General features: G+C 73.2%; 5 protein-coding genes. 3 read left to right on the plus strand and 2 right to left on the minus strand.

Going from position 1 to position 7,841, the window contains the following annotated elements:
- Positions 1-42: 42 nt before the first annotated feature.
- Positions 43-2,502, minus strand: a complete 2,460-nt coding sequence (locus ACWDBB_RS31025) for an HAD-IC family P-type ATPase (protein ID WP_449792729.1) — start codon at positions 2,500-2,502, stop codon at positions 43-45.
- 52 nt (positions 2,503-2,554) lie between these two features.
- A complete protein-coding gene (locus tag ACWDBB_RS31030; RefSeq protein ID WP_449792730.1) occupies positions 2,555-2,869 on the minus strand; it encodes a DUF2530 domain-containing protein in 315 nt (104 codons plus the stop codon).
- A gap of 177 nt (positions 2,870-3,046) precedes the next feature.
- Here ACWDBB_RS31030 and ACWDBB_RS31035 point away from each other — a divergent pair, with 177 nt between their 5' ends.
- The 3 genes from ACWDBB_RS31035 (at position 3,047) to ACWDBB_RS31045 (ending at position 7,617) form a co-directional block, all read left to right on the plus strand.
- Positions 3,047-4,507, plus strand: a complete 1,461-nt coding sequence (locus ACWDBB_RS31035; protein ID WP_449792731.1) for an NCS2 family permease — start codon at positions 3,047-3,049, stop codon at positions 4,505-4,507.
- Between the two features lie 281 nt (positions 4,508-4,788).
- The gene (locus tag ACWDBB_RS31040; RefSeq protein ID WP_449792732.1) at positions 4,789-5,712 is read left to right on the plus strand and encodes a DUF4231 domain-containing protein; all 924 of its coding nucleotides are present in this window, start codon (positions 4,789-4,791) and stop codon (positions 5,710-5,712) included.
- Positions 5,713-5,898: 186 nt separating this feature from the next.
- Positions 5,899-7,617, plus strand: a complete 1,719-nt coding sequence (locus ACWDBB_RS31045; protein WP_449792733.1) for a hydrogenase maturation protein — start codon at positions 5,899-5,901, stop codon at positions 7,615-7,617.
- The last annotated feature ends 224 nt before the right edge of the window (positions 7,618-7,841 follow it).

Here is a 7,841-nt window from a genome sequence, read left to right on the forward strand (position 1 = left end):
GCGCCCCGTGGGCCCGCCCCGGGCGGCGGGCCCACGGGAGGGTCACTCCATGCCGCGGCGCTTCATGACGCGCCAGGCGATCTCCAGGGCGATGCCGCAGACCACCGCGATGGCGACGCCCGTCAGCGGGTCGCGGAAGCCGACCAGCGAGAGGTCGAAGAAGGTCTTCAGCGGGGGCACCACCAGCACCAGCGCGAAGGCGCCGCACATGCTGCCGATCAGCAGCAGGCGCCACCAGTTGTACGGGCGGGCGACGATGGCGAGGACCCAGATGGCGATCAGGAAGAGCGTCAGGGTGGCCACGCTGGTGTCGGCCTTGAGGTCGGTCGCGTGGTCGGCGCGGGCGAGCGTGTAGGCGACGAAGGTGCCGGTGCCGGCGATGACTCCGCCGGGGACCGCCAGCCGCAGCACCCGCTTCACGAAGCCGGTGCGGGCCCGCTCGTTGTTGGGGGCGAGCGCGAGGAAGAACGCCGGGATGCCGATGGTCAGCGAGGACAGCACGGTGGAGTGCCGGGGCAGGAACGGGTACGGCGAATGGGTGAAGATCACCAGGAGGGCCAGCAGGACCGAGTAGACGGTCTTCACCAGGAAGAGTGAAGCGACCCGCTCGATGTTGCCGATGACCCGGCGGCCCTCGGCCACCACGGACGGCAGCGAGGCGAAGGAGTCGTTCAGCAGCACGATCTGGGCGACCGCCTTGGTGGCGTCCGAGCCGGTGCCCATCGCCACGCCGATGTCGGCGTCCTTGAGCGCGAGCACGTCGTTGACGCCGTCGCCGGTCATCGCCACGGTGTGGCCGCGGGACTGCAGGGCCCCGACCAGCTGGCGCTTCTGCTGGGGGGTGACCCGGCCGAAGACGCTGGTCCGGTCGGCGGTCTCGGCGAGTTCCTCCGGGTCGGCGGGCAGGGTGCGGGCGTCCAGCGGGTGGTCGGCGCCGGGCAGGCCCAGGTGGCCGGCCACCGCGCCGACCGAGACCGCCGCGTCGCCGGAGATGACCTTGGCCCGGACCCGCTGGCCCTCGAAGTAGCGCAGGGTCTCGGCGGCGTCCGAGCGCAGCCGCTGCTGGAGCACCACCAGGGCGAGCGGGGTGAGGTCGGCCGCCGGGTCGGGGGCGTCCAGCGGGACGGCGGTGCGGCCGAGCAGCAGCACCCGCAGGCCGCGGGCGCCCAGTTCGTCCACCTCGGCCAGGGCCGGGTGCCCGGCGGGCAGCAGCACGTCGGGCGCGCCGAGCAGCCAGCTGGCCTCGCCGCCCTGCGGCTCCAGCAGTTGCACCCCGCTCCACTTGCGGGCGGAGGAGAAGGGCATGGCCTCGATCACCCGCCAGCCGTCGCGGCCAGAGGAGGCGCCGCCGTCGCCGCGCCCGTACGCGTCGATGACCGCCTGCATGGACGGGTTGGGGCGGGCGTCGGCGCCGGCCATCACGGCCAGCGCGTGCTGGACGGTCTCCGGGGCGACGGCGGCGGGCTCCCCGTTCGAGAGCACCCGCAGGTCGATCACGTCCATGCCGCCCTCGGTGAGGGTGCCGGTCTTGTCCAGGCAGACGGTGTCCACCCGGGCCAGGCCCTCGATCGCCGGGAGCTCCTGGACCAGGCACTGCTTGCGGCCGAGCCGGACCACGCCGATCGCGAAGGCGACCGAGGTCAGCAGCACCAGGCCCTCGGGGACCATCGGCACGATGCCGGCCACCATGCGCCGGACGGCCTCCTGCCAGTCCCGGCCCTCGACGGCCAGCTGGCTGATGATCAGACCGAGGGCGGTGGGGATCAGCAGGTAGGTGATGATCCGCAGGATGCTGTCGATGCCGGTGCGCAGCTCCGACTTCACCAGGGTGAACTTGCTGGCCTCCTCGGCGAGCTGGGCCGCGTAGGCCTCGCGGCCGACCTTGGTGGCGGTGAACGCGCCGGCGCCGGCCACCACGAAGCTGCCGGACATCACGTGGTCGCCGGGCTGCTTGAGGACCGGGTCGGGCTCGCCGGTCAGCAGCGACTCGTCGATCTCCAGGCCGTCCGCCTCGGCGACCTCGCCGTCCACGATCACCTTGTCGCCGATGCCGAGCAGCACGGTGTCGTCGAGGACGATCTCGGAGACGCCGATCTGCTGGACGGCGCCGTCCCGGCGGACCTGCGGGCGGGCCTCGCCGATCAGGGCCAGGCTGTCCAGGGTCTTCTTGGCGCGCAGCTCCTGGATGATGCCGATCGCCGTGTTGGCCACGATGACCAGGCCGAACAGGCCGTCCTGGAGCGGACCGACGATCAGGATGATGCCGAACATCACGCCGATGATGGCGTTGAAGCGGGTGAAGACGTTGGCCCGGACGATCTCCTTGGTGGACCGGCTGGACCGTACGGGGACGTCGTTGACCTGGCCCTTCGCGACCCGCTCGGCCACCTCGGCGGCGGTCAGGCCGCCGCGCCGGCCGGGCAGCAGGCCGAGGGGGTGTGCTCCGTCCGGTCGGTCCCGGTCGGTCGGCCGCTCTTCCGCTGGCTGGTCAGGCTGCGTCATGGCACCGACTCTACGGGCGCCCTATGCCCGATGCGTGCTACTAAAGGACTATTCAGTCCGACCGGGTGGCCGGGTTCTGGCCGTTGTCCTCGGCCGTGTGTTCGGCCGTCTGCGCGGCCGCCTCGGCGGCGCGGCCGCGGGCGATCGCGTCCCGTCGGGCGCGGCAGTACCAGAGGCCGATCAGGCCGAGCAGGCCGCCGGAGAGGCAGATCCAGGGCCAGGTGCCGTGGCCGTGCGCGGAGAGGGTGCCCTGGAAGGGGAGCAGGGCGAGGAAGGCGACGAACCACAGCACCGTGCCGCCGCCGACGATGGCGACGTCGTTGGCCTCCAGCGGAGGGGGCGAGGGGTGCAGTGGCGTCTTGGGCATGGGGCCTAGCGTACGGTGCGGCGGGCGGCGGTGCGGGCCCCTCGGCCCCATGCGAGCTCTACGCGCGAAGATAGCGCGTGTGCGATCCGGAAACCATACTTAAAGATCTGCGCCCGGCCACCGTCGCCCCGGGCGTCCACTCCCTCTCCTCAGCTCCCCCACAGAGGACGCACGCACATGCCTGTGGTCCAGCCGACCACCGAGTCGCCCGAACCCGCCGACGCCGCGCCGAAGCCCCCCACGAGCGCCGTCGACCGCTTCTTCCGGATCAGCGAGCGGGGTTCCACCCTGCCGCGCGAGATCCGCGGTGGTGTCGCCACCTTCTTCACCATGGCGTACATCCTGGTGCTGAACCCGATCATCCTGGCCAGCGGCACCGACGTCACCGGGGCCCACCTGGACAGCGGCCAGCTGGTCACCGCGACCGCCCTGACCGCGGCTCTGACCACCCTGCTGATGGGGGTCATCGGCAACGTCCCGATCGGCCTGGCCGCCGGCCTCGGCGTCAACACGATCGTGGCGCTCCAGCTCGCCCCCAAGATGACCTGGCCGGACGCCATGGGCATGGTCGTGCTGGCCGGTTTCGCGATCATGCTGCTGGTCGCCACGGGTCTGCGCGAGCGGGTCATGAACGCCGTGCCGCTCGGTCTGCGCAAGGCGATCGCGATCGGCATCGGCCTGTTCATCAGCCTGGTCGGCCTGGTCGACTCCGGCTTCGTCAGCCGCATCCCGGACGCCGCCCACACCACGGTCCCGCTCCAGCTCGGCGGCAACGGGCACCTGCTCGGCTTCCCGGTGCTGATCTTCGTGGTCGGCCTGCTGCTGACCCTGATCCTGCTGATCCGCAAGGTGCCCGGCGCCATCCTGATCAGCATCGCGGTCTCCACCGCGCTCGCCGCGATCATCGACAAGGTGGCCGACATCCCGGCGCTCAAGTGGGGCCTCACCGTCCCGACCTGGCCGGGCAACCCGGTCTCGGCGCCGGACTTCGGGCTGGTCGGCAAGGTCAGCCTGTTCGGCGGCTTCGAGAAGGTCGGCGTGCTGACCGGCGTGCTGTTCGTCTTCACCGTGCTGATGTCCTGCTTCTTCGACGCGATGGGCACCATCCTCGGCGTGGCCGACGAGGCCCACCTGCTGGACGCGAAGGGCGACCTGCCCGGCATCAACAGGGTCCTGATGGTGGACGGCATCGCCACCGCGGCCGGCGGTGCCACCTCGTCCTCCGCCAACACCTGCTTCGTCGAGTCCACCGCCGGTGTCGGCGAGGGCGCCAGGACCGGCTTCGCCTCGATCGTCACCGGCCTGCTCTTCGTGGTGGCGCTCTTCCTCACCCCGCTCGCCACCATGGTCCCGGCCCAGGCCGCCACCCCGGCCCTGGTCACCGTCGGCTTCCTGATCCTGGCCAACTCGATCAAGGAGATCGACTGGGCCGACTACACGATCGCGATCCCGGCCTTCGTGACCATCGTGATGATGCCGTTCACCTACAGCATCACCAACGGCATCGGCATGGGCTTCATCGTCTTCTGCGTGATGCGCCTGGCCGCCGGCCGCGGCCGCGAGGTCCCGGTCCCGATGTACGCGGTGGCGGCGGTGTTCGCCTTCTACTACCTGATGCCGGCCCTCGGCCTGCTCTGACGCCGTACGGCCCACGCGGCCCCGTCCCCCCGGCTTCACCCCGGGAGGACGGGGCCGCGGCGTTTCCGCGGGCCGCTCCTCCGGCCGCCCGGCGTTTCCGGGGCCGCTCCTCCGGCCGCCCGGCGTTTCCGGGGCCGCTCCTCCGGCCGCCCGGCGTTTCCGGGGGCGCTCCTCCGGCCGCGCCCGTCACCAACGGTCGGAAGTTGTCAAAAATGCGCCCGTGTAGGCGAGTTGGCGATGGGAATACTGGCTGGACGGAGAAGGGGGAGGGGACTCGACCGATGGTGCAACAGGATCCGCCGGGGGGCGTCGAGGCACAGCTTCTGCCGGAGCTGTTCTGGACGACGGACAAGGCATCGCTGGACGGCCAGCGGGAGACGCTGCGCTGGTACCGCGGCCTGATCGCGATGCTGGTGGTCGCCGCGGTGATCGGGTCGTTCCCGGGCCCGGACGACAAGGGCGACTTCGACGTCTGGCCGCTGTTCTCGGTCGCCGCCTTCCTGGTGGCCGGCTACTTCTGGTCCCGGCTGCGCCGGAGCAACCCGCAGGGCCGCTGGTACCAGGCCAGGGCGGCGGCCGAGTCGGTCAAGACGCTGGCCTGGAAGTACACCGTCCGGGCCACGCCCTTCGACGGCGAGGCCGAGTCCGTGGACGTCGACCGCGGCTACCTGCTCCAGGTCGAGGACGTGCTGCGGGCCTTCGAGGACCCGGAGATCGTGCCGCCCGGCAGCGTCGCCGAGATCACCCCGGAGATGCGCCGGCAGCGCGCCGAGAGCCTGACCGCCCGGCGCACCCTCTACCTGCGCGCCCGGGTCGAGGGCCAGCGCACCTGGTACCGCTCCCGGGCCGAGGCCTGCGACTCGCAGGCGGTCTCCTGGGGGCTCGGCGTCGCGGTGCTGATCATCGTCGGTGCCGCGGCGGCCGTCGCCCAGGCCACCGGCGCGCTGCCGGTGCACGTCTTCGGCGCCACCTCGGCCGCGGCGGCGGCGATCATCGCCTGGACGCAGCTCAAGCAGCTCGGCCCGCTGGCCGCCGCCTACCAGCTGGCCGCGCGCGAGCTGGAGAACGTCGGCAACCAGCTGTCCGACCTCGACCTCCGGGCGCCGGACGCCGAGGCGCGCTGGGCCCGGCTGGCCGCCGAGGCGGAGGACGCGGTCTCCCGGGAGCACACCACCTGGCGGGCCCGCCGGGCGTTCCCGCGATAGCGCGGGTCCGCCGGCGGCGGAGGGTACCCGGTGGGAACGGGGAGTTGGGGAGATCCGGCGAAACGCGGGGCACAGGTGTGCGGGGTGCGTGAGAGTGGAGCGCCGAGACACGGACCGTAATCATTACGTGTCCATGCCGTGGTTTCATCGCCTGCGCGCGACCCCAGTTCCCGCCGGAGGCCCTCCTTGCGCATTCTCCTGATCGCCAGTGCGTTCAACAGCCTGACCCAGCGCGTCCACACCGGACTGCGCGAGCGCGGCCACCGGGTCGCCGTCCAACTCGCCCTCGGAGACGAGGGGATGAGGGAGGCGGTGGCCCGCACCGACCCCGAGCTGATCATCTGCCCGATGCTCACCAGGGCCGTCCCGCAGGACATCTGGTCCACCCGGACCGTCCTGATCGTGCACCCGGGGCCCAAGGGCGACCGCGGTCCCTCCTCGCTCGACTGGGCGATCACCGAGGGGGCGGAGCACTGGGGCGTCACCGTGCTGCAGGCCGTCGAGGAGATGGACGCCGGGGACATCTGGGCCTCCGTCGAGTTCTCCGTCCCCGCCTGCGGCAAGAGCGAGTTGTACCGGGGCGAGCTCGCCGACGCCGCCGTCGAGGCCGTCCTGCTGGCCGTCCAGCGGTACGAGGGCGGGCTGTTCACCCCCGAGCCGCTGGACTACGCCCGGCCGGACGTGCAGGGCGAACCGCGGCCCTTCCTGCGCCAGGAGGCGCGCCGGATCGACTGGTCGCGGGACGACACCGCCACCGTGCTGCGCAAGCTGCGCGCCGCCGACTCCCAGCCCGGCGTGCTGGACGAGCTGTACGGGCGGCAGTTCTTCCTGCACGGCGGCCACCCCGAGGACGAGCTGCGCGGACCGGTGCCCGGCGCCGTGCTGGCCACCCGGGACGGCGCGATCTGCCGGGCCACCGTGGACGGCGCGGTGTGGATACCGCAGCTGCGCCCGCGCCGCACCCCCGGCGGGCCGGCCACCTTCAAGCTGCCGGCGGCCACCGTGCTCGCCGACGAGCTGTACCGGGTCCGCGAGGTGCCGGTGAGCCCGGAGGCGGCGAGCCGCCGGGACACCTGGTCGGAGCTGCGCTACCGCGAGGAGGGCGAGGTCGGCTTCCTCGAATTCGCCCACGCGGGCGGGGCGATGAGCACCGGGCAGTGCCGCCGGCTGCTCGCCGCGTACCGGGAGGCGGCCGAGCGGCCGACCTCGGTGCTGGTGCTCGGCGCGCCCCGGGACTTCTACTCCAACGGGATCCAGCTCAACGTCATCCAGGGCGCGGCCTTCCCGGCACTGGAGTCCTGGGAGAACATCAACGCGATGGACGACTTCGTCGAGGCGGTGCTGACCACGACGGACAAGGTGACGGTGGCGGCCCTGGCCGGGAACGCGGCGGCCGGCGGGCTGATGGCGGCGCTCGCCGCCGACGAGGTGTGGTGCCGGGAGTCGGCGGTGCTCAACCCGCACTACCGGCTGATGGGCCTGTACGGCTCCGAGTACTGGACGTACACCCTGCCCCGGCGGGTCGGCGCCGAGCAGGCCGAGCGGCTGACCGCCGAGGCGCTGCCGGTCGGTGCCGACCACGCCCGCCGGATCGGCCTGGTGGACCGTACGGTCGGCGGGGACACGGCCGGGTTCCGCCGCTGGGTGGCCCGCGAGGCCGCCCGGATCGCCGCCGCCCCGGACCTCACGGGGCGGCTGGTGGACAAGAAGCGCCGCCGCGCGGTCGACGAGGAGGCCAAGCCGCTGGCCGAGTACCGGGCGGAGGAACTGCGCCGGATGCACGCCAACTTCTACCGGGCGGGCGAGCCGTACCACGCGCTGCGGCGGGACTTCGTGCACAAGGTCTGCCCGGTGGCCACGCCGGAGCACGTGGCGGGGCTCCTCGGGCGTCCCTGGCAGGCCTGACGCGGCGGTACCCGTCGGAACGGGAACGGGACCGGGCGGACGCCCGGCCGGGGTGGGGGGCCCGGCCGGACGCCCGCTCGGGCTCCGCTCCCGCGCCCGGCCTCAGCGCCGGGCCGCCCCGCCCAGTGGCCGCTGCCGCCGCGGGAGCGGCGGCCGGGGGGGGGGGGGCGGGCCCGCCCCGGGGGGGGGCGGCCCCCCCCCCCCCCCCGGGGGGGGGGGCCCGC

This window comes from Kitasatospora sp. NPDC001095, from assembly GCF_053598615.1.